The following is a 19,994-nucleotide window of genomic DNA, read 5'->3' as shown; positions in this document are numbered from 1 at the left end:
GACGTGCGCGCGAAGGTCGAACACGCGATCCGTCAGCTTCACTATGTACCGTCGGCGGTGGCCCGCTCGCTCAAGGCGCGGGCGACGGCGACGATCGGTCTGGTGGTGCCGAACAGTACGAACCCGTATTTCGCGGAGATGGCGCGCGGTATCGAGGATGGTTGCTCGCGCAACGGCTACTGCCTGTTCTTCTGCAATTCGGACGACGATCCGGCCAAGCAGCGTAACTATCTGCGCGTGCTGCAGGAAAAACGTATCGACGGACTGATTGTCGCCTCCGCGGGCGACGACGCGGTTCTGGCGCAGGCACTCGCCGACGCCCGTGAGCCGCTGGTCGTCGTGGACCGCAATATTGAAGGCGTGAACGCGGATCTGGTGCAGATCGACCACGAGAAGGGCGGTTATCTCGCGACGCGTCATCTGCTCGAACTGGGACACGTGCGGATCGGCTGCATCACCGGGCCGGTGAAAACGGCGGTGAGCGCCATGCGGGTGCACGGCTTCATTCGCGCCATGGCGGAGCGCGGCATCGAGATTCCGGCCGGTGCGATTGTCGAAAGCGATTTTTCGGGGACGGGCGGCCATCGCGCGGCTGGACAACTGTTCGACACGGTGAAGCCGTCGGCGATTTTTGCCGGCAACGACATGATGGGCATCGGCGCGCTGCGCGCCGCGGCGGAACGCAATATCAGCGTGCCGCGCGATTGCTCGATCATCGGTTTCGACGATATCGAACTGGGACGATTCACCTATCCGGCGCTCTCGACCGTCGGGCAGTCGGTCCGCGCGCTCGGCGATATGGCAGCGCAGACGTTGATCGAGCGGATCGCCGGGACTTCGGCCGGCACGGCGCGGGCGCCGGCCCGCCGGCGCGTCGTGTCGCCGCGGCTGATCGTGCGCGAATCCACCGCGACCTGGGCCGGCTCGGCGAGGCGAGATCTGGCTGCCTGATCCAGCACTGCGTTGCCGGACGCGAGCCGATAGACCTCGTGTCCGGCCTTTCGACTTCGCGTCCGGCCTTTCGACCCGCCTCTGCCTGAAACACTTCCCTGAATACCCAAAAGCGCTGCGCGACCTTCGCGCCGGCGCTGTCTGTCAGTCGTTTGTAATTTCGTCCAATTTCTTACAACGTCTTTCTTCCTACCATATAAATCCTTCAAGTATGCAGGTCGAATGCCGTAAACGAAAGTATTAGAGCGCCATATCAAATAGGCGCCCTGCACGCAGACGTCACACGTTACCCCGCGCTGCGAACACTGCCTCTCATTTGCAAAGTACAGGAACAAGCATGTTGAACAAAGGCATCACGATCAAGACACGGATTGGTCTCACGACGGCTTTTCTCGCCGCATTACTAGTCGCCATTGGCGTTTTCGGTCTGTTCGGCATGAGCCGTTCGAACGACGCTTACCAGGACACGTTCACTAATGCAATGCCGAGCGCGGTCGATATCGGCAACGCCGAGATCTATGCGGCGCGCGAGCGGTTGGCGCTCGACCGGGCGGCGTTCATGATCGGCACGCCGGAAGCGGCGCCGACGCTCGAGCGTGCGCATCTGATGCGCGCCACGTCCGACGCCTGGTGGAAAAAGTATATGGATTTGCCGCGCGACGCCGAGGAAGACCGTCTTGCGCAGAACGTCATCGTTAAACGCGACGCGCTGCATCAGCAAATGGACGCGTTTGCGGCGACCGTCACGGCGAACGACCCGAGCAAGATTGTCGACGTCGCCAGGCGTCTGCAGGTGGCATACAACGATCTCGGCAACGCCGACGACGCGTTGCGCAAGTACCAGTTCGCATCGGCCAAGCAAGGTTACGATTCCGCGCAGAACAACTTCGAAGTGTTCCGCATGGTGAGCGCCGGTGCTCTGCTGGTCGGTGTGCTTGCCGCCGTCCTGTCCTATCTGACGCTGAGTCGCGCGATTGGCCGTCCGCTCAATGAGGCGCTCGGTCATTTCGACGCGATCTCCGCTGGCGATCTGCGCCGCCCTGTCGTGATCACCTCGCGTGACGAAATGGGGCACTTGCTTGAGGGCATCGCCAGGATGCAGCGCAGCCTCACCGAAACGGTGCGCGCTGTGCGCAGCGGCAGTGAATCGATCGCGACGGCCACACGCCAGATCGCAGCCGGCAATATCGACCTGTCCTCGCGAACGGAAGAGCAGGCGTCGGCGCTGCAGGAAACCGCGTCGAGCATGGAGGAACTGACCGGCACGGTTAAGCAGAATGCCGATAACGCCCGCCAGGCGAGCGCGCTGGCTGCCAATGCATCGGAGATCGCCAATAAGGGCAGTTCGGTGGTCAGCCAGGTGGTCGGCACGATGGGCGACATCAACCAGAGCTCGGCGAAGATTGCCGACATCATTTCGATCATTGAAGGGATTGCGTTCCAGACCAACATCCTGGCCCTGAATGCGGCCGTGGAAGCGGCGCGGGCCGGCGAAGAAGGACGCGGGTTCGCGGTGGTGGCAGGCGAAGTGCGCAGCCTGGCGCAGCGTTCGTCGGCGGCGGCCAAGGAAATCAAGGAACTGATCGACACCTCGGTGGAGCGCGTGCAGTCTGGCTCGGCGCTGGTCGACGAAGCCGGCCGCACGATGACCGAGATCATCGGTGCGGTGCAGCGCGTGACCGACATCATGGGTGAGATCGCGGCGGCCTCGGAAGAGCAAAGCAGCGGCATCGACCAGGTGGCGCGCGCGGTCACGCAGATGGACGAGGTGACGCAGCAGAATGCCGCGCTGGTCGAAGAAGCGGCCGCTGCGGCGTCTTCGCTCGAAGATCAGGCCGGCAAGCTGCGTACCGCGGTCGCGGTGTTCCACCTCGACGAAAGCGGCGTCAAAGCGCCGGTCAGCGCGGCGCCGAAGCGCGCGGCCGCGCCGGTTCGCACGACGGCAGCACGTAAAGCGTCACGACCCTTGCCACAATCTGGTGCGCAGGCCGCCACGGTAGCCAGGGCGTCTGCTGCACCCACGGCGGCGCCGGTTGCCGCCGCGCCGACGAGGACGCCGGCGAAGGCAGTAGCAAGCGCGGGCAGCGATCAGGATTGGGAAACCTTCTGATCGGGAACGTGCGACCGGCGCGGCACGGTAACGCGCGGCAGCGTGTACGGACGTACGGCGTCGGCGCCGCGTTTTGAACGCGATGCCAAGGGTTACGACCGGTCACGCAACGGCTACGCCGATGCAACATTCGTTCCCGCCGGTGTATAGATGGAAAGCGTGCTTATGCGGATTGACCGCATGACGACAAAGACCGCGATTGCGCATGCAACCGCGGTCTTTTTTTACGGTCTGCGCACTAAGTAACGTTCCCAAGTGTTGTCCACGCCCTGGCGAGCGTCGCGATCCGGTACATTGACGGACGCGACTACGGCCTGCATCGGCGACGTCGCCGCTTCAGGCAGTCAGCGCGCGGACGTGAGCCCGCTGTTTTTCAACCGCTGCAACTCAGCGCGGCAACCCAACGCTCAACGCGCCAGCCATAAAGGACCGACATGACGCCATACGACCTCGCGCACCGCCTCGTCGAAGCCCGCCGGCAGCATCGCCCGATCGATGCGCCCCCACCCGACAGCCTGCCGCCCGACGCGGCAACCGCCTATGCAATCCAGCAAGCTGTCATCGCGGGCCTCGGCGACTCGACGGGTGCGTGGAAGATCGGCGCCAGAGCGCCCGGCGGGGCCGCCGGGGGCGCGCCCATTCCGGCTTCGCTGGTGCTGCCGTCGCCGGCGCGGGTGGCCCATACCGGCTTCTTCCGGGTGCTGGTCGAGCTGGAGATCGCCTTTCGTTTCGCCGAGGCGATTGAGCCACGCGGCCGGGCCTACGCGCGCGACGAGGTGCTGTCGAAGGTCGGCGTCGTGCTACCGACCATTGAGATCGTCGACAGCCGTTTTGCCGAGTGGCCCAATGTCGCGCCGCTTGCGCAACTGGCCGACGCCCAGAACAACGGCGCATTAATCACCGGCCATCCGGTTGCCTATGCGGGCCTCGCACGCGGCTTCGATTTCGTATCGCCTGAACTGGAGCTGAGTTTCGACGGCAACTCGCTGGTGCCGGAAGCCACCGGTAATCCGGCCGGCGATCCGCGCGAACTGCTGGTTTGGTTCGTCAACCATTGCGCCGCCATGGGCATCACCATCGAGCCGGAATGGACGCTCACCACTGGTTCGTACGTCGGTGCGCACAATGTGGACAAACCGGGGGTTGTGCGCGGCCACATCAACGGTCTCGGGGAAGTGGAGGTTGAACTGACCTGAGCGTGTCACAGCGTAGTTGTAACGGCGCGCTTGTCACGGTTCGACTGTAACGGTCAATTACGAAGCGTCAGGACGCATCAGGAAGCATCAAGCAAACGGCTGCCCACGGGCGGCCGTTTTACATTTGCGGCATCTGCATTGGGCGCTTTGCCGTATACACCTATGAAGCGACCCGTTGCGCCGCCGTGATCCAGTTATACGCGCGACTAACCATGCCGCCGACGCGGTTAATACGAGGGACAGCCAGGAGCGGTAACGCACAGCGGCCTGCCGCGCTTGATGTTAAACGTTAAACGGTGTGGAACAAAACCGCTCGCGCGTTGACGAACCGCTTGACGACGCGCCAGTGAGCAGCGCTGCCTGGTCAGCGCGGGTGAACGAACATGTAACACCGTGCCTGTTGCTGTAGACCAAATGGCAAAGCCGCGCGTTGATGAAAAAGGTAGCAGGGCGCATTAAAACGCATGACGTCCGCGCTCGATGCGACAAAACGTGCGTGTGCAGACAGGCTGTCCGGTGTAACAGTGAGATTGTTCGATCAACGAGGCGATTCGTGTAACGGTGCATGGCGACTGTGCTGATCAGCACGACAAGCAAGTGGGTGCTGCCGAAATGCGATGGTAGTGGAGAGGCAGCAACGCGGGTCTGCAATCGTTGCGCAATAGCGGTGATGCGAGCGCAAAATTGTAGGTGAGCGATTCTGTGTTTCCAAGTGAGGAATGTCGGGAGGCGGGTACGGCGCGATTTTCGCAACGTAGTTCATGGAAAAAAAATTTAAAAGGGTTTAGGATGAATTCGAGCGATGTCGTTTCCGAATAGCGCGCCGCGCACGACATCGGTCTAGACTTCGGCGAGGAGGTAGCATGGATATCTACAGCAGTTTCGCGACCCGCTTCGAGAAAACGCGAGAAGATGAACTCTCGCTCGAGGAGTATCTCGCGCTCTGCAAAGACAATCCCGCCGCGTACGCCACAGCTGGCGAACGCATGTTGACGGCAATCGGTGAACCAGAACAGATCGACACTCGCAACGATCCGCGCATGTCACGCATCTTCGCGAACAAGGTCATCAAGGTATACCCCGCATTCCGTGAGTTCTACGGAATGGAAGAGGTGATCGAGCAGGTGGTCGCCTACTTCCGGCACTCGGCCCAGGGGCTCGAAGAAAGGAAGCAGATTCTGTATCTGTTGGGACCGGTTGGCGGCGGCAAATCGTCGATCGCGGAACGTCTGAAGCAACTCATGGAACGCGTGCCGTTCTACTCGATCAAGGGCTCGCCCGTGAACGAGTCGCCTCTCGGTCTGTTCGATTACGACGAGGACGGTCCGATCCTCGAAGAGCAGTACGGTATTCCACGCCGCTACCTGAAAAACATTCTGAGTCCGTGGGCGGTGAAACGCCTGCACGAATACAACGGCGACATCCGCAAATTCCGCGTGGTGCGCCGCTACCCGTCGATCCTTCGCCAGATCGGTATTGCCAAGACCGAGCCGGGTGACGAAAACAATCAGGACATTTCGTCGCTGGTCGGTAAGGTCGACATCCGCAAGCTCGAACAGTACGCCCAGGACGATGCGGACGCATACAGCTACTCCGGTGGCCTGTGCCTTGCGAATCAGGGCTTGCTCGAGTTCGTCGAAATGTTCAAGGCGCCGATCAAGGTTTTGCACCCGCTGTTGACCGCCACTCAGGAAGGCAACTTCAAGGGCACGGAAGGCTTCGGCGCGATCCCGTTCGACGGCGTGATCCTTGCCCACTCGAACGAGTCGGAATGGAAGGCGTTCCGCAACAACCGCAACAACGAAGCACTGCTCGACCGGATTTTCGTCGTGAAGGTGCCGTACTGCCTGCGCTACGGTGAAGAGGTCAAGATCTATGAGAAGCTGCTGCGTAATTCGTCGCTGGCCAATGCGATATGCGCGCCGGGTACGCTGAAGATGATGGCGCAGATGTCGGTGCTCACGCGCTTGCAGGAGCCGGAAAACTCCAGCCTCTTTTCGAAGATGCAGGTGTACGACGGTGAGAATCTCAAGGACACCGATCCGAAGGCCAAGTCGTATCAGGAGTACCGCGATTTCGCGGGCGTGGATGAAGGGATGACCGGCGTGTCGACCCGCTTCGCGTTCAAGATCCTGTCGCGTGTATTCAACTTCGATTCGACCGAAGTCGCGGCGAATCCGGTGCATCTGATGTACGTGCTCGAACAGCAGATCGAGCGCGAGCAGTTCCCACCGGAAACCGAGCAGAAGTATCTGTCTTTCATCAAGGACGTGCTGGCGTCACGCTATGCCGAGTTCATCGGCAAGGAGATTCAGACCGCGTATCTGGAGTCGTATTCCGAGTATGGTCAGAATATTTTCGATCGCTACGTGACGTATGCGGACTTCTGGATTCAGGATCAGGAGTTCCGTGACCACGACACCGGCGAGAGTTTCGACCGCGCGGCGCTGAACGCCGAACTGGAGAAGATCGAGAAACCTGCGGGTATCAGCAACCCGAAGGACTTCCGCAACGAGATCGTCAACTTCGTGCTGCGTGCGCGTGCTGCCAATGCAGGGAAAAATCCTGCCTGGATCAGCTACGAGAAGCTGCGCGTCGTGATCGAAAAGAAGATGTTCTCGAACACGGAAGAACTGCTCCCAGTGATCTCGTTCAACGCGAAAGGCTCAGCGGAAGAGCAACGCAAGCACGAAGACTTCGTCAACCGGATGGTGACGAAGGGCTATACGCCGAAGCAGGTGCGCTTGCTGTGTGACTGGTATCTGCGCGTGCGCAAGTCGTCATGATACGCACTGCGTGCCGCCCGCGCGGTCTGACCGCGCGGGCACCTTGCGAGGCGCAAGCTGCATGGACATAGCGTTGCGTTTGCAGACATGAGTGCGCAAACAGGCTTATGCAGCGTGCGTCTCGCGCACCCGAAATAGTGCAGCTGCATGGGACCGGAGTAAGAGCTTTGCATGAGACCGAAGTAATGCGCTAAAGCGCGAACTCCGATCGACAGCTAAAGCGCCAACTCTGGTCGACACGGGAGACCGGGCGTGCTTCATCAAATCATCGACCGCAGGTTAGCTGGTAAGAACAAGAGCATTGCAAACCGTGAGCGCTTTCTGCGCCGCGTTAAAAACTATATTCGTCGCGCCGTCTCGGAAGCGGTTCGCGATCGCAGCATCAAGGATATTCAGAACACCCAGAGCATCACCATCCCGCGCAAGGACATCGCGGAACCGTCGTTCCGGCATGGTCCCGGCGGCAAACGGGAAATGGTGCATCCGGGCAATTCCGACTACATCCGCGGCGACAAGATCCAGCGCCCGCAAGGGGGCGGCGGCGGAGGCGGGGGCAATCAGGCCAGCAATGAGGGCGAGGGTCAGGACGACTTCGTGTTCGAGTTGAGCCGCGAAGAGTTCATGCAGTATTTCTTCGACGACCTCGAACTCCCACGTCTCGTCAAAACCCATCTGATGGCCGTGCCTACGTGGAAAAGCATCCGCGCCGGCTGGGCGGCCGAAGGCACGCCGAACAATATCGACGTGGTCCGTTCGCTGCGCAGCGCGCTCGGCCGCCGTATTGCGCTGGGTGCGCCGCTCGTCAATCAGTTGCACGAGATGGAACGGCAACTCGAAGTGATGAAAGCCGATCCGGACGACCGTCGCGACGAAATCAAACTGCTCGAAGAGGAAATCCACCATTTGCGCGGGCGCATCTGGCGTATTCCGTTTATCGATCCGTTCGATCTGCGCTACGTGAATCGTGTGAAGCAACCCACGCCGTCCAGCCAGGCGGTGATGTTCTGTCTGATGGATGTGTCGGGTTCCATGGACGAACAGCGCAAGGATCTCGCCAAGCGCTTTTTCATCCTCCTGTATTTGTTCCTCAAGCGTAACTACGAAAAGATCGAAGTGGTGTTCATTCGTCACCACACCCGCGCCGAAGAGGTCGACGAAGACACGTTCTTTCATTCGACGGAAAGCGGCGGCACGGTGGTCTCGAGCGCGCTGGAGCTGATGCAGAAGGTGATGGACGAGCGCTATTCGCCGACTGAATGGAATATTTACGGCGCTCAGGCTTCGGACGGCGACAATTGGACCGACGATTCGCCCAAATGCCGCAAGATACTTTCGGATGACATCCTGGAGAAGGTGCGCTATTTTGCATATATCCAGGTCACGCCGGAAGAGCAGAACTTGTGGCTCGAATATGCGCAGTTGGCACTGAGCCAGCCGCACATGGCGATGAAGAAGGTCGAAACCGCGGCAGACATTTATCCGGTGTTTCGGGAGTTGTTTGAAAAGCAGGTGGCGTCTTCATGACAAAACACCTGCACAACGAAGCGCGCGGCTATCAGCCGGAGCGTGGGAAAGGCGTGCCGCAGCGTCAGTCGGGGCATGCCGAGGCGAAGGCGGACGATACGGGAGCCGCCGCAGCCGGAGCAGTCGACACCGCTGCAGCACGGGGACACACCGGAACGCCCACAGAGGGGCAAAGGGAAGTCCGTATGAACGTAGCCGATAGACGGCCTTTGCCGTGCCCGTCCGACTGGACCTTCGAATTGATCGAAGAGTACGACTCGCATATTGCCCGTGTTGCAGAGCAATATGAACTCGACGTGTATCCGATCCAGCTCGAACTCATCAGCGCCGAACAGATGATGGACGCGTACGCGTCCGTCGGCATGCCGGTGAACTACCGTCACTGGTCGTTCGGCAAACACTTTCTCTCAACCGAAAAAAGCTACCGTCGTGGGCAGATGGGGCTGGCGTATGAGATCGTCATCAATTCGAACCCTTGCATCGCGTATCTGATGGAAGAGAACACGATGACGATGCAGGCGCTCGTCATCGCGCACGCGGCCTATGGCCACAACTCGTTCTTCAAGGGCAACTATCTGTTCAAACTGTGGACGGATGCGCATGCGATCATCGATTACCTCGTCTACGCGAAGAATTACATCGCGGAGTGCGAAGAGCGCTTCGGGCTCGACCGGGTGGAGGAATTGCTCGATTCGTGCCACGCGTTGATGAATTACGGCGTGGACCGTTACAAGCGGCCGCAGAAACTTTCGCTGGAAAAGGAGTTCGCGGCGCGCCGCGAGCGTGAGGCTTATCTGCAATCGCAGGTCAATGAACTGTGGCGCACCTTGCCGACCCGGCATACGCCATTGCCGGAGGAAATCGAGGAGCGTTATCCGCCGGAGCCGCAGGAAAACCTGTTGTATTTCGCGGAGAAGAACGCACCCTTACTTGAGCCTTGGGAACGGGAAGTGATCCGCATCGTGCGCAAGGTCGGGCAGTATTTCTATCCGCAACGGCAAACCCAGGTGATGAACGAAGGTTGGGCGACGTTCTGGCACTACACCTTGCTCAACACGATGTATGCCCAGGGCAAGCTGGAAGACGGTTTCATGATGGAGTTTCTCCATTCGCACAGCAATGTGGTCTACCAGCCGCCGGTCACGAAACCGTACTACAGCGGGATCAATCCCTATGCGCTCGGTTTTTCGATGATGAGCGACATCCGCCGGATCTGCGAAGCGCCGACGGAGGAGGACCGCAAGTGGTTCCCGGAACTGGCCGGCAGCCCGTGGTTACCGGCGATGCACTACGCAATGCGTAACTTCAAGGACGAGAGTTTCGTCGCGCAGTATCTGTCGCCGCATCTGATCCGGGAAATGCGTCTGTTCTCGGTGCTGGATGACGATATGCGCGATGCGCTCGAAGTGTCCGCGATTCATGACGACAGTGGGTACCAGTATGTGCGTCAGGCGTTGTCGCGGCAGTACGACATGCATCATCGGGAGCCGAATATTCAGGTGTGGGCGGTGAATACACGTGGTGACCGGAGTCTGACGTTGCGGCATTTCATGAGCGACAACCGGCATCTGTCCGGAGATAGCGAAGAGGTGCTCAAGCACATGGCGCGGTTGTGGCAGTTTGACGTCTACCTGGAAAGCGTCGATGAGAACGGCACGGTGAGGAAGCGGTACGAGTGTAAGTATGTGCCGCCGGCGATCAGGGTTTGAGCCGGTTCTTTGAGTTGTCTAAAAGCCCCTGTCCGTGACGAACAGGGGCTTTTGTCATTCCGCGTCAATACATGGGGTCGTGCCAGTACGCGTACCTGACGCTGCCCGCTTTGCAATCCATAAACTACTCGTGTCGCGTCTGCGAACGAACACTGATGCGCGACGCTCACGAAGCCGGGTTCGAGGAACTCGCGACGAACCTCACGGCAGAGGTTCCCTAACAAATCCCCATTTCTTCCTTGCAATTCTGTAAAATTCGCGCACGCGCGCGATGGACGCCACTGCGGCACCTCGATGCGCGCGTTGTGAAGGCGGCGCCACGACCGCCATCTCCGTTTAAAAACAAGGAAAGACAACAGCATGACCGACCTATCCGATCAAACCGTGGCCACGGCTCACGACGCCCACGACACCCGGCGCCGCATCTTCGCGATCGTTGGCGCTTCATCGGGCAATCTAGTCGAGTGGTTCGACTTCTACGTGTACTCGTTCTGCGCGTTGTATTTCGCGCCGGCATTCTTCCCGAGCGGCAACACCACCACGCAGTTGCTCAACACCGCAGGCGTCTTTGCCGCGGGCTTCCTGATGCGACCGATCGGCGGCTGGTTCTTCGGCCGGCTCGCCGACAAGCACGGCCGCAAGACCGCGATGATGGTGTCGGTGTTCATGATGTGCGGCGGCTCGCTCGTGATCGCGGTGCTGCCCACTTACGCGCAGATCGGCGCGTTGGCGCCGGCTTTGCTACTGGTGGCGCGCCTGTTCCAGGGCTTGTCGGTGGGTGGTGAATATGGCACCAGCGCGACGTATATGAGTGAAGTCGCGCTTAAGGGCCGTCGCGGGTTCTTCGCGTCGTTCCAGTACGTCACGCTGATCGGCGGCCAGTTGTGCGCGTTGCTGGTGCTGGTGATCCTGCAACAAACGCTCTCCACCGAAGAACTGAAAGCATGGGGATGGCGCGTGCCGTTCGTGATCGGTGCGTTGGCGGCGCTGGTCGCGCTATATCTGCGTAAATCGCTCGAAGAAACGACCACGGCCGAAATGCGCCAACGCAAGGAAGCCGGCACGCTGCGCGGCTTGTGGTTGCACAAGGGCGCATTTGTGACGGTGCTCGGTTTCACGGCCGGCGGCTCGCTGATTTTCTATACGTTCACCACGTACATGCAGAAGTACCTGGTCAATACAGCCGGTATGCACGCCAAGACGGCCAGCAACGTGATGACCGCGGCGCTGTTCGTCTACATGGTAATGCAACCGGCGTTCGGCGCCTTGTCGGACCGTATCGGCCGCCGTCGTTCGATGCTGTTCTTCGGCTTCTTCGCGACCATCGGCACCGTGCCGCTGCTGCACGCATTGAAAGACGTGGCGAGCCCGTATGCGGCGTTTGGCCTCATCGTCGTGGCGCTGGCGATCGTCAGCTTCTATACCTCGATCAGTGGTCTGATCAAGGCCGAAATGTTCCCGCCGGAAGTGCGCGCGCTTGGCGTAGGTTTGTCGTATGCCGTGGCCAATGCGATCTTCGGCGGCTCGGCGGAATACGTCGCGCTGTGGCTGAAGTCGGTGGGTAACGAGTCGATGTTCTACTGGTATGTGACCGCGCTGTGCGCAATCGCCGGCATCGTGTCGCTGCGCATGCGCGATCCTTCGAAAGAAGGGTATCTGCGTCACGAGCCTTGAGCGTGAGCAATACGCTCGAACGGCGCCCTTAAGCGCGGCTTGAGGACGGCGGCCCGGGGCAACCCGGCCGCCGTTTTTTTATCTCATCGGCAAGCACGGCAAGCACGGCAAGCACGGCAAGCACGGTGCAGAGCGCACGCTCAAGCCACCACAATTTCCGTCCCCAACGCATGCAATAGATCGCGCAGCGTCTCGGCTTGCGCCATCTTCGCGTCGCTGCGCAAATGAATCTGCACGGCTCGCCCCGCAATCCCATCGACGGGATGCGCGAGCCATAACTCTACCGCGAGCCCCAATCCTTCCGGCTGATTGACGGCGACCGGTTCGATCACGCGCGGCTTGAAACAGGCACTGTCGGACATGGCGAATCACCTCGGATGATGACGGTACGAGATTCATCGTAATCAGCCGCGGGCTCAAGACCAACCGACAAATACGCGTTTGCTAATGAGCGGATGCTTAGCAGAAAACACGCTTATTACACGAGCATTTCTTGGTTCGGTGCGCGCCGCGCCGCTGCTAATGTGGCGCCCATGTGTGGCCATCGGTGCACCTTGCGGTTGTGACGATATCACCGGCACGCAACCGTTTCTGAAACATCGCATACGCATCGCACACAATCAGAAACGTCCACAGTTGCCTGAATCGCAGCACACAACCAGAAAGATCGGTAAGCTCTCCCCATCCGTACCAATCTACGTTAAGTCCGCGATGCCGATCATCGCTCGTAATTAGTCGTGGTCGCTCGCCTGAAGTCTCGCCGATTCTCGCTTGGCACCGGGGCAGTTCTCGGACGAAAAGGAGCGCAATATATGACTTGTTTGCCCGCTGATCAGATCGCTCAACAGCTTGCCTTTCTCGTGGAACTGGATAGGCTGAAATCGATTGTGCGACAATCTCCACTGATCAATCAGAGCCGAAAAGAAAACTCGGCGGAGCATTCCTGGCACTTGAGCATGTTTGCGCTGGTCCTCTCAGCGCACGCAAAGGATGTAGTAGACACCCTCCACGTCGTCAAACTTCTGCTCGTCCACGACATTGTTGAGATCGACGCCGGCGATCATCCGATACATTCTGTCAGCGGGCACGATGCGCTGATCGCAGAGGCTGAACAACAGGCCGCCGAGCGGATCTTTGGGCTACTGCCCCAACACCAGGGGCGCGAAATGCTCGAACTCTGGCGCGAGTTTGAGGCCGCGGAGACGCCCGAGGCGATCTTTGCAAAAGCACTGGATCGAATGCAGCCACTGTTGATCAATACACTGTCGAATGGTGGAACATGGACCGAGAACGGTGTCACACAACGGCAGGTTATGGAGCGGTACGGCTCCATAATCGCGCGTGGCTCACCGAGTCTGTGGGAAGTAGCAAGCGAGCGCGTTAGCCAATTTTTTGCTGCGGCTGCGAGCAGCTAGTGGGCGGCGGTCCCTGGCGGGTTCAATTGGTGGATACAATAATTTGCTGGAATCGTTCGGCGGGCGTCTCGTAGTCGAGCGTCTTTCGCGGCCGCTCATTTAATCGTCTTGCCACAGCGTTGAGTTTGGCGTGCCTACGCCCACCCTCAGCTAACCGGTTCCTCGAATGCCAAGGCCAGCGCCGTTCTCAGTCGAGTTGCGGCCGCTCGTGTGGAAGGGCGATTGACGCGCTCGCCGAAGACGCATCTCTTTACGCGACGACGCTCACTGCAGGGTCTGCTGCTGCAAAGGCGGCTTCCTTGTCAGCGGCGGGAGGATAAATCCACTCTTCGCAGATCGTTCGCTTGAGTGCCTTTGCCTCCCTGCCAACCATCCTGATCTGACGATCCCAGCCTTCCGTGAACACGGCTCCGTATGACCCCAGATCGAGACAGGTCACGTAAACCGGTTGGCGGTAGGGCAGCAGCGGCTTGCCAAGTAGTTCGGCCGCGACGTTGTGTCCGGCGATCCGGCCCATGGTCATGGCATGCTGGCACGACATCAGCGCGTGGTTGCCCTTGTCGTCGGTCGCGGCAAACGCCACATCGCCTGCGAGAAAAATATCCTTCCGGCCGGGCACACGAAGATCGTCGGTAGCATGCAGGCGGCCGAAGCGATCGCGTTCCCCGTCGATTTGCGCCGTCAACGGGTCCGCGCGCATGCCGGCTGTCCAGATCACAGTACTGGCTTCGATACGCTCGCCGGTGGTCGTAACGAGCCCCGTCTCGTCGATCGAACCGGCAACGGTGTTCAGCTTGCAAACGATACCCAATTCGCGAATCGCGTCCTCAATGATCGGCCGCGGACCTGGACCCAGATCCGGGCCGATGGAATCCGCCTGCTCGACGATGATCACCTCAATGGGCAGTTCACCACCCACGGCAGCGCGCACGCGATGCCCAAGTTCGGTGGCGATCTCCAGACCGGTAAATCCGCCGCCTACCACGACTACCGTGTTGCGTGCTTTCGTTTCTGGCTGATTAGCCAGTTTGGCAAAGTGCTTCTCGAGCAGGTCGGCTTCGTCGATCTGATCGATGCTGAACGCGTGCTCTTTCAGGCCCGGCACATTCGGTCGAAACAGTTTGCTGCCGCTCGCGAGAACAAGCTTGTCGTAAGTGAGCGTAAAGCTCTTGCCGTCGGGACGGATTGCATCGACGGCGCGATCGCCCGGATGAATACGTTCGACGCGCCCTTCAATAAATTTGACGCCGGTCGCCTCGAATAGCGGCAGGAGCGGCGCTTTCATCTTCAGCGGCGAATCTTCATGGAGCCGGGGACGCACATGCAGCAGCGGCTCGGGCGCGATAAGCGCAATTTCCACATCGCCGGCTGACTGGCCTTCTTTGTCGATCAGACGAGCTGCGCCAAGTGCGCTCCACATTCCGGCGAAGCCGGCGCCCACCACCAGGATTTTCTTGCTTGCAGTCATGATTCTTTCGGTTGAATTATTTGACACATGTCCAGGGGCATGCGCAGGAGAAGAAGCACCGTGCGCACAGCCAGTGAGACGATCCAGAAAGCGCGAGGTCATTGTCATGTGGCAACAGCCTGATTGCAGGGACAACGCCTCGTCCGTCTTCTGACTACGACTATACTTGTCGTAGTTAAAACGTGCAAGCGCTAATTCTGATGACGAGGTCGATGCCTGAGCGAACCTGGCTGCTTGCGACAACATGCAACATCAGGTAGAGTTTAATTGCGACTTAATGAGTCGTAGTTATGCGACGATCCCGATTTTTTCTGGGCGCGCGCCACGCGACCTCATACAGATTCGAGCGAACATGGACAAATTACAAAGCATCCGGCCTGAATGGGATCAGGCTGACGCCGAAGCTGCTGGATCGTTGAGCGACCATCGGAAAAGTTGAGGGTGCATTGTGCCTCTAGGCTCGCATTGAACCATCTGACGGTTGCAATTGGCGAGTATTAGGCGCTGTATCCGCTAGTGACGGCGCAATTATCGCTGGCGCAGGAGTTGCCCGTTCTGATCGGAGAGGGCTCCGGCGTATCACTTGTCGCTGTGTGACGGCTTCCCGATCGGCGGGCGATGCCAGGCCTCTATAACTACGCTTAAATAAGTCGTAGTTAAAATGATTGTACAGCGATGATGGGCATTTGCCAGTCGCCGGGCCTGTATCAAACGTGGGTTGTACTTGTCCAGTGCGGCGAACGGCCCGCAATGCAGCAGCGGTTCCGACCCCGCATTTTTTAGATAGTTGCCTGAAAGTGTTGCGTGAAAAAATCAAGGAGGCGGGATGTGCCGGTAACCCGGAAGCCATGCGTGGAGCGGGAGGTGGCGCCTCACGGCGAGGTTGCCAAAGTGATGATAAGTGCATCGGCCACGGGTCGATCGAAAGCCGTGTAGGCAGCTGTCACATCTGGAAATTGTGGTGAGACCAAGCGGGCCGCGCTTGTGTGGGCGCCCGCTATTCCTTAAAATCCGGTAACTTGGATTAAATTGGTCGGAGATTTTTATGAGCCATGTCAGCTCAGGTGTCGAATATGCATTGCACTGTCTTTTGCACCTGACTGAAGTGCCGTCGGGTGTCGGCGAAGCGAGCGTGCGGGATCTGGCGGAGTTGCAAGGTCTGTCGGTCGATTATGTGGCAAAGCTTTTTACCAAATTGCACAAGGCGGGCCTGACGGTTGCAACGGAAGGTGCGCGTGGAGGCTTCAGACTCGCACGGTCGGCAAAGAAAATCAGCGTGCTGGATGTGATGGTCGCAGTGGATGGACCGAAGGCGCTGTTCGATTGCCGCGAAATCCGCGCAAACTGCGCGGTGTTCGGGGGGCGGCCGCCCCGGTGGTCGACGCAGGGCATCTGTTCCATTCACGCGGTGATGCTCGAAGCAGAGAAACGTATGACGGACGTATTGGCCGCGCAGACGTTGGCCGGGCTGGCAGAGAATGTCGCTGCAAAAGCGCCTCGTTCGTACCATACGGACATCGTTCACTGGATCGACGAGCGGTCAGCGAGTCGCCGGTTGGAGGCGGACTAGATTTCCGCTAAAACGCATTGCGCATGCGTCTCAGGGCGACCGTGCCGGTGGTGTTTTCCAGACTCTTAGACCTCTACGGCTTTGTCGGTAAGGATCAAAGGGCGAGCGAGCTCAAAATGAAAAGTCCGTGAACCCGTCTCCCAGCCTTTTTAACGGCTTCCACCATTGGCGCGTTTTACGAACTTCAACAGCTGAAGAACATAACTGCACCGGAGTCTTCTGGTGCAGCAGCACCCATTTCAGATCCACTGCGCTTGTGATGTTTATCCCAGTTCGCTTACCAGTTCAGGCACGACCATGAAGAGATCGCCCACCAGACCGTAATCGGCGACGCTGAAAATCGGCGCTTCCGGGTCCTTGTTGATCGCCACGATCACCTTCGAGTCCTTCATGCTGGCCAGATGCCGGATCGCACCGGAGATGCCGACGGCCACGTACAGTTGCGGCGCGACGATCTTGCCGGTCTGGCCGACCTGATAGTCGTTCGGCACGAAGCCCGCATCCACAGCCGCGCGCGATGCGCCCAGCGCCGCGTTGAGCTTGTCGGCCAGCGGCTCCAGAACCTTCGTGTAGTTTTCTCGCCGTTGCCGAGACCCCGGTCACCCGAGACGATGATCTTCGCCGAGGTCAGTTAGGCATTGTCGGGCGACTAACCGACTAACCGACTAACCGACTAACCGACTAACCACAAAGCCCCAGCGAAGTTTGCCCGGTGATCGGCCTCATGAACCAGCGGCGAAAGAATGGGCGATCGGGTCCAGCTACGCCTGCGTCAGATCAGTTCGGATCGATCGCTCACGAGGTCTGTGACGAGTTCCGTCACAGCGGCGACCGGCTCGGTGACGACAGCAGGCGCTGCTGCGACCACTGCAGCCACCGCCGCGCGCTGCCGCACGCCCACCGCCGCACGTGAGAGCATCAGCAGGTGGTAATAGAGCCGCATGCTGAAGCCATAGTTGTAGGCGAAGAGATGCGTGAGCGCGATCTTCAATCCGAGCACCGCCTGGTGATTCTTCGCATGAACCGACACGACGATCGGCGCGAGCCGGCGCAATGCCAGCTTGCGTGACGGTTCCAGTTGCGGCGACAGGTTCAGCGCCTTGACGAACGCATACGCGCTGACGGTGGCGGCGACCGCCGTGCCGCGCGTGCTATGCGAGATCGAGGTTGCCGTCTTCCGATACACCGACACGTATTCGTGCAGATAGAACACCTCGCGTGCCGCGAGACAGAGTTCGGTGCCGAACACGAAATCGCAGCACATGCCGTACTGATCCTTGTAACCGATCCGCTTGACGAGGTCCGCGTTGGCCATCCAGCCGTTGTTCGGGAACATCTGGACCAGCCCGGTTCTGCCTGGCAAAGGCTGCAAGCCTTCGGCGTCCTTCGTGCGGCGAAATGCGGTGTTCAGGCGCGTGCTCGCGTCGAAGTCGACTGCGCCGCTGTGATCCGCCTCGTACTGATCGGCGAACGCCACCTCCAGTTGCGGATGGAGCGCCCATAGCGACACGAGCTTTTCGACGCCGTCGGGGGTGAGCAGGTCGTCGTCGTGAATCAGCAGGATCTTGTCGCCGCGTGCACGCTCGAACAGGCTCGCGACATTGCGCGCCTGGCCGAGTGGCGGCTGGTTCATCGCGTAGCGGATGCGCGGCTCGTTCGCATAGCGCGTCGCCATCAACTCCTGCGTGCGCGCGTCCTTCGAATCGTCGCCGATCAAGATTTCCAGATTACCGTAGCTTTGCGCCAGGCAGGAGTCGATGCACTCGACGAGAAGATCAGGGCGATTGCACGTGGGCAGGCAAATAGAGACCGGCGGGGCAGGGGCAGGAGCAGTCGGGGCGGTAGAAGTGGTGGACATGGGCTTCGCCTTTCTTATCTGTTGAGGGGCGGCAGCCGGTTCGCTTGGCGCACACGTCGCTGCAAGCAGGAAAATAGTCCATTACACAAAAAAAATAATCGGTAATAAGTCGGAAAAAATGTCTTTTTTCTGAAAGGGCTCCGAAGGGGAAAAATTGTGCGACTTTGGTGCAAAAACGCAGCAAAGCCGCTTGTGGGCTGACGCTCAATATGTTTCAACTCACTGACGGTTCACCCTCTCCGGGTTTCTTGCCCGGCCGGTCCGCCGGCGACTGTTTGCGCCCCTCATCGTGGCGTTCGGGCAACTTGCTCTTTTCGTTGTCGTTGTGAATGGCAGGTTGAGGATGTTCCATGTCGGCCGGTTTGGTGGCTTTGCTTCCTTTTGTTTCACTCATGATGTGCTCCTGGTTCGAGAACACCTATGACGCAGCAAGGCGTGGACCCGAGGGTGCCTTTGCCACGTCTTGCCCTGCGGCGGGCAGGCGCCAAACGCGCGCTGGATGCACCCGCGCGGTGCCGAGCCGCTTCGCGCGAGTGCAAAATTCCGGCGCTTCGGCTGAGGCGCGACACTTCAAAAGCTTGAAACGCCGCGTCATGGGCGCTTCGCAACAACTGGCACAACACTCGCTTAAGAGAAAACCAGAGTAGAAGCGGCTAGCGAGCCGGCATGGAGATGCCGGTCATCGTGGGGCATTGCTCTTGGGGCGCATCGTGCGCCCACGTCGAAGCGATTCGGCGTTTGAACGGAACCGTCCGGTTCCGCCAACAAGGAGCGTGCGATGCAGTTGCCCCAAATTTTCATCCGGCTGTTGTGCGTCCTCGCTATTGCGCGAGGCGATCTGCGTTCGTCCGCGCGTGGCGCCGTTCGCACACGTCGCATGGGTCACGTCGAGCGCTCCTTATCGCATTGCCTTCTCACTATCCCAACTATCCCAACTATCCCCACGTTCACACGGAGTTCAGTCATGCGCGTTACGCGTTTTCTTTCCCGCATTGCCCGACTTGCCTTTGGTGGCCGCCCGCTTCGTTCTTCGTCTCGCTCCTCATTTCGCTCGCTAGTCGCACATGCTGCAAGCGCCGCAGCGCTGGCCGGTACCACGCTTGCCGCACCGTTGGCCCACGCCGACGATCACGTGACGCTGCTGACCAGTTGGTATGCGCAAGCCGAACACGGCGGTTTCTATCAGGCCGTCGCGACGGGCATCTACAAGAAGTACGGGCTGGACGTCACGATCAAGATGGGTGGTCCGCAAGTCAACGGCATGCAATTGCTCGCCGGAGGCCAGGCGGATTTCCTGATGGGCTACGACTTTCAGGTCCTCTCCAGCGTCGAAGCCGGCATTCCCGTGACGACGGTCGCCGCGGCGTTTCAGTTCGACCCGCAGGGCATGATGACCCACGCCGACGTGACGAGTCTCGCGGGGCTGAAGAACAAGACGATTCTGGTCGCGGGCTCAGGCCGCACGACCTGGTGGCCGTGGCTCAAAGCGAAGTATGGCTACACCGAGGCGCAGGCACGTCCGTACACCTTCAACCTGCAACCGTTCTTCGCCGATTCGAACGTGGCGATGCAGGCATATCCGTCGTCGGAAACGTTTCAGGCCGAGCAGGCGCACGCGAACGCGCACTTCTTCCTGTTCGCCGACGATGGCTATCCGCCGTACAACTCGACGATCGTGACGATGCGCGACACGATGAAGAACAAGCCGGACATGGTGGCGCGTTTCGTGAAGG

General features: G+C 59.7%; 15 protein-coding genes and 1 pseudogene. 11 read left to right on the top strand and 5 right to left on the bottom strand.

Translation table 11 applies throughout. From position 1 onward, the window contains the following. From VFE81_RS15410 to VFE81_RS15375, 8 genes are all read left to right on the top strand, one after another. On the top strand, nucleotides 1–951 hold a 951-nt coding region (locus VFE81_RS15410), incomplete at its 5' end, for a substrate-binding domain-containing protein (RefSeq protein ID WP_325045420.1). Nucleotides 952–1,288: 337 nt separating this feature from the next. Further along, nucleotides 1,289–3,061 (top strand): methyl-accepting chemotaxis protein, encoded by a 1,773-nt coding sequence (locus VFE81_RS15405; RefSeq protein WP_325045419.1) that lies wholly within the window; start codon nucleotides 1,289–1,291, stop codon nucleotides 3,059–3,061. A 434-nt stretch (nucleotides 3,062–3,495) separates the two neighbouring features. After that, nucleotides 3,496–4,257 (top strand): hydratase, encoded by a 762-nt coding sequence (locus VFE81_RS15400; RefSeq protein ID WP_325045418.1) that lies wholly within the window; start codon nucleotides 3,496–3,498, stop codon nucleotides 4,255–4,257. Between the two features lie 863 nt (nucleotides 4,258–5,120). After that, complete coding sequence (locus tag VFE81_RS15395; RefSeq protein ID WP_325045417.1) at nucleotides 5,121–7,043, top strand: PrkA family serine protein kinase; 1,923 nt, start codon at nucleotides 5,121–5,123, stop codon at nucleotides 7,041–7,043. A gap of 252 nt (nucleotides 7,044–7,295) precedes the next feature. Next, entirely contained in the window at nucleotides 7,296–8,567 is a 1,272-nt protein-coding gene (locus tag VFE81_RS15390; RefSeq protein ID WP_054039600.1) for a YeaH/YhbH family protein, read from the top strand. Further along, complete coding sequence (locus tag VFE81_RS15385; RefSeq protein ID WP_325045416.1) at nucleotides 8,564–10,276, top strand: SpoVR family protein; 1,713 nt, start codon at nucleotides 8,564–8,566, stop codon at nucleotides 10,274–10,276. Before VFE81_RS15390 ends, VFE81_RS15385 begins: the two co-directional genes overlap by 4 nt. A gap of 34 nt (nucleotides 10,277–10,310) precedes the next feature. Next, nucleotides 10,311–10,529, top strand: coding sequence for a GSU2403 family nucleotidyltransferase fold protein (locus tag VFE81_RS15380; RefSeq protein ID WP_325045415.1), 219 nt, complete (start codon nucleotides 10,311–10,313; stop codon nucleotides 10,527–10,529). Nucleotides 10,530–10,636: 107 nt separating this feature from the next. Beyond that, nucleotides 10,637–11,950, top strand: a complete 1,314-nt coding sequence (locus tag VFE81_RS15375; protein WP_325045414.1) for an MFS family transporter — start codon at nucleotides 10,637–10,639, stop codon at nucleotides 11,948–11,950. 140 nt (nucleotides 11,951–12,090) lie between these two features. Here the strand turns inward: VFE81_RS15375 and VFE81_RS15370 are convergent, their stop codons facing one another. Beyond that, nucleotides 12,091–12,312 (bottom strand): hypothetical protein, encoded by a 222-nt coding sequence (locus tag VFE81_RS15370; RefSeq protein ID WP_325045413.1) that lies wholly within the window; start codon nucleotides 12,310–12,312, stop codon nucleotides 12,091–12,093. A gap of 450 nt (nucleotides 12,313–12,762) precedes the next feature. Between VFE81_RS15370 and VFE81_RS15365 the strand changes: the two genes are divergently transcribed. Beyond that, nucleotides 12,763–13,365: an HD domain-containing protein gene (locus VFE81_RS15365; RefSeq protein ID WP_325045412.1), complete on the top strand. Its 603-nt coding sequence runs from the start codon at nucleotides 12,763–12,765 to the stop codon at nucleotides 13,363–13,365. A 250-nt stretch (nucleotides 13,366–13,615) separates the two neighbouring features. Here VFE81_RS15365 and VFE81_RS15360 read toward each other — a convergent pair whose 3' ends face one another. Beyond that, nucleotides 13,616–14,833 carry an NAD(P)/FAD-dependent oxidoreductase gene (locus VFE81_RS15360; protein WP_325045411.1) on the bottom strand — a complete coding sequence of 406 codons (1,218 nt, stop codon included), beginning with the start codon at nucleotides 14,831–14,833 and terminating at the stop codon, nucleotides 13,616–13,618. 1,045 nt (nucleotides 14,834–15,878) lie between these two features. Between VFE81_RS15360 and VFE81_RS15355 the strand changes: the two genes are divergently transcribed. Next, nucleotides 15,879–16,403, top strand: coding sequence for an Rrf2 family transcriptional regulator (locus tag VFE81_RS15355; protein ID WP_325045410.1), 525 nt, complete (start codon nucleotides 15,879–15,881; stop codon nucleotides 16,401–16,403). Between the two features lie 263 nt (nucleotides 16,404–16,666). On the opposite strand, the pseudogene VFE81_RS15350 reads toward VFE81_RS15355, so the two are convergent. The 3 genes and pseudogenes from VFE81_RS15350 to VFE81_RS15340 form a co-directional block, all read right to left on the bottom strand. After that, nucleotides 16,667–17,034 (bottom strand): annotated as a pseudogene (locus tag VFE81_RS15350) (electron transfer flavoprotein subunit alpha/FixB family protein); the annotation flags it as partial. 141 nt (nucleotides 17,035–17,175) lie between these two features. After that, on the bottom strand, nucleotides 17,176–18,261 hold the full coding sequence (locus tag VFE81_RS15345; protein ID WP_325045409.1) for a glycosyltransferase family 2 protein: 1,086 nt from the start codon (nucleotides 18,259–18,261) through the stop codon (nucleotides 17,176–17,178). Nucleotides 18,262–18,475: 214 nt separating this feature from the next. Continuing rightward, nucleotides 18,476–18,655, bottom strand: a complete 180-nt coding sequence (locus VFE81_RS15340; RefSeq protein ID WP_325045408.1) for a hypothetical protein — start codon at nucleotides 18,653–18,655, stop codon at nucleotides 18,476–18,478. 570 nt (nucleotides 18,656–19,225) lie between these two features. On the opposite strand from VFE81_RS15340, the gene VFE81_RS15335 reads away from it, so the two are divergent. Then, nucleotides 19,226–19,994, top strand: a 769-nt coding sequence (locus VFE81_RS15335; RefSeq protein ID WP_325045407.1) for an ABC transporter substrate-binding protein, incomplete at its 3' end; no start/stop codon positions are given.

The organism is Paraburkholderia sp. (assembly GCF_035656215.1).
Taxonomy (GTDB): domain Bacteria; phylum Pseudomonadota; class Gammaproteobacteria; order Burkholderiales; family Burkholderiaceae; genus Paraburkholderia.
The sequence above is the reverse complement of the archived record's forward strand: the minus strand, read 5'-3'. Positions and strand labels throughout refer to the sequence as shown.

Coding starts and splice junctions, on each gene's coding strand:
- VFE81_RS15405 (WP_325045419.1), top strand. CDS start 1,289: ATGTTGAACAAAGGCATCACGATCAAGACACGGATTGGTCTCACGACG.
- VFE81_RS15400 (WP_325045418.1), top strand. CDS start 3,496: ATGACGCCATACGACCTCGCGCACCGCCTCGTCGAAGCCCGCCGGCAG.
- VFE81_RS15395 (WP_325045417.1), top strand. CDS start 5,121: ATGGATATCTACAGCAGTTTCGCGACCCGCTTCGAGAAAACGCGAGAA.
- VFE81_RS15385 (WP_325045416.1), top strand. CDS start 8,564: ATGACAAAACACCTGCACAACGAAGCGCGCGGCTATCAGCCGGAGCGT.
- VFE81_RS15375 (WP_325045414.1), top strand. CDS start 10,637: ATGACCGACCTATCCGATCAAACCGTGGCCACGGCTCACGACGCCCAC.
- VFE81_RS15370 (WP_325045413.1), bottom strand. CDS start 12,312: ATGTCCGACAGTGCCTGTTTCAAGCCGCGCGTGATCGAACCGGTCGCC.
- VFE81_RS15365 (WP_325045412.1), top strand. CDS start 12,763: ATGACTTGTTTGCCCGCTGATCAGATCGCTCAACAGCTTGCCTTTCTC.
- VFE81_RS15360 (WP_325045411.1), bottom strand. CDS start 14,833: ATGACTGCAAGCAAGAAAATCCTGGTGGTGGGCGCCGGCTTCGCCGGA.
- VFE81_RS15355 (WP_325045410.1), top strand. CDS start 15,879: ATGAGCCATGTCAGCTCAGGTGTCGAATATGCATTGCACTGTCTTTTG.
- VFE81_RS15345 (WP_325045409.1), bottom strand. CDS start 18,261: ATGTCCACCACTTCTACCGCCCCGACTGCTCCTGCCCCTGCCCCGCCG.
- VFE81_RS15340 (WP_325045408.1), bottom strand. CDS start 18,655: ATGAGTGAAACAAAAGGAAGCAAAGCCACCAAACCGGCCGACATGGAA.